We start from the raw sequence: 2013 nt of genomic DNA, 5'->3' as shown, positions 1-2013 counted from the left end.
ATTAATACTACTGAGAATAGAGCGGTGGTGCTGATTGTTGAGGCTGATGAATAATAGGGGCCTGATCTGCGCGTAAGCCACCATAATCTTCTATCCAGTTTGTCGCTGCACGATAAGCAGATAGAGGCCAAAAGATGAACGGGCAGCAGCAAATCCCAATAACTCCATAACATGCAGAATCGAAGCTGCAGTAACCACAGTGTTTCTGGCTCAGAATACCAGCCCAGTAAACCTCGGCAGGCATACCTACGGCACGGGCTTTATGGTAGGTAGAAAGATAAAATATTGCTGTGGCTACTGCACCAACAGCAGCAGCGATTCCTAAAGCAATATATATTATTTGTGGATCAAATTCGTCATCTGAATCATCATATGGATCATACGGGTCATCTTTTAGATCTCTTCTGAATCTTGCAATTGGCAGTTCGCTGACAGAGAAGCATTGGTTGCCCGTACCTCTCAGGCCAACCAGCTGGTTTTTGAGGTCGAAGACTGGTGAACCCTGTGGTATTGAGAACTCTGAGGAAATAATAAATGTCGACTTACTTCGAGTTTCATCAAGAGCAAGAGTGACTGGCTGCTGAACCAGCTGCTGTTTTTCATTAACATTGTACGTAAATGCTTGCTCTGGAAGTAATAAATCATCATTAAAGACAGGATAACTCCCCGGCCTGAAGGTCTCACTATCAAGGCTGATATTCAGTAGCATATTGCTTTCAAGGGGCTTATCAGAGTGTTCAGCGATGTATCCTACAGACTCACCTGATAATGTTAAAGTTTCAATCAATCCATCATTTGAGTGTTCCCTTGCTTTTTGGACGCATATTGGCGAAGTAGCCATTAAATCTTTCGAAACCAGCACCCCACGACAAGGGGGAGAATCTGTTTCAGGAAAAAATTCTACAAGTGCTTCCGCAACAGGAAGGGAGTTAGTATTTACAGCCGCACCCCATGAAAGCGACGTAAATAGAAGACTGAAGCCAATTATTTTGTGTGGATCGATGATCATCATTAAAACCTTGACTAGATGATGGGTGTGAAAGGTGTGATGGGCGTGATGCGTGTTGAAGGCGTGAGTATAGGGCCGAAAAACAGTCTCTTCCAATTCTTTTCCAGTAGTTTTACTGGTAGAGCAAAACTTTTTCAGTGTAATAGGCTCTAAACGACACTTGTCATACAAGCCTTGGGCTTGTTTATCTGAAAGACTTATTGATCAGGTTTCACCAGCCTCTTTGAACCGCACGCTGCAGACCCGCATGACGGTCTAGTGTGGGGGCTGGAGCTTAGACACCACCTGCTATCCGAGCTATACAGCCTGTCTCAGTTTGTTACCAGCCCATCAATGTGCTGATACCCTTGTCGCCTATAACGATACTTACAAAAGTAAACTGATACCCCGACAATGGCAGCGACTATTCCAACAAATACAACACCTCCAGCCACAGATAAAGGAATAATAAGTTTTTCATTGCCAGGAGAAAAAGGAGAAGGTTTATTCATACAACCTAGTGGGAAATCATAAAGAGCCGGTTGATCTGGTAGATTCCAGCCTGCTTCACAACCATCACATTTAATTGCCCCGCAAGTCTTGGATTTTGTGACTGGGCAATCAGACGACATGATAATATCACAACTCTCCATATCATTGGTGCATTTGCCCTGACCAATCCCATTTACACAAACATCCCATAAAACACCTTTGCATTTAAACGAATCAGGAAGGTGACAGCTTCCATCTTTTACGGGCTCAATGCAAGATTCAACATAAAATTGCCTAAAAATATTGTCGCGTACAGGATAACCTATTGAACTTAAACTCCACCCAACTCCACAGCTTGGGCAGTTTAAATTACCATTGCTATTATCCTGATTTGAAATTCGACATATTTCATTCGATCTTGGATTTGTGCAATTACCGATAGCTTCACCATTTTTACAAGCCAGAAAGTTGATATTATCACAGACAAAATATTTCACATCACAACTTCCGTCGCGAATAAAATCAAAAGGTTG

The 2013-nt window shown here is 42.6% G+C and carries 2 protein-coding genes; both read right to left on the bottom strand.

Annotated elements, in window-relative coordinates; genetic code table 11:
• Window positions 1-7 precede the first annotated feature (7 nt).
• Window positions 8-1012, bottom strand: coding sequence for a hypothetical protein (locus KDK16_RS07560; RefSeq protein ID WP_257275403.1), 1005 nt, complete (start codon window positions 1010-1012; stop codon window positions 8-10).
• Window positions 1013-1320: 308 nt separating this feature from the next.
• Window positions 1321-2013: hypothetical protein (locus tag KDK16_RS07555; protein ID WP_257275401.1), on the bottom strand; the 693-nt coding region annotated here is incomplete at its 5' end.

Source organism: Endozoicomonas sp. SESOKO4 (assembly GCF_024606275.1).
This window is presented reverse-complemented; position numbering and strand designations above follow the sequence as displayed.

Bases quoted from the DNA above. Each gene is read 5' to 3' on its own strand.
- KDK16_RS07560 (WP_257275403.1), bottom strand. From the start codon at position 1,012: ATGATGATCATCGATCCACACAAAATAATTGGCTTCAGTCTTCTATTT.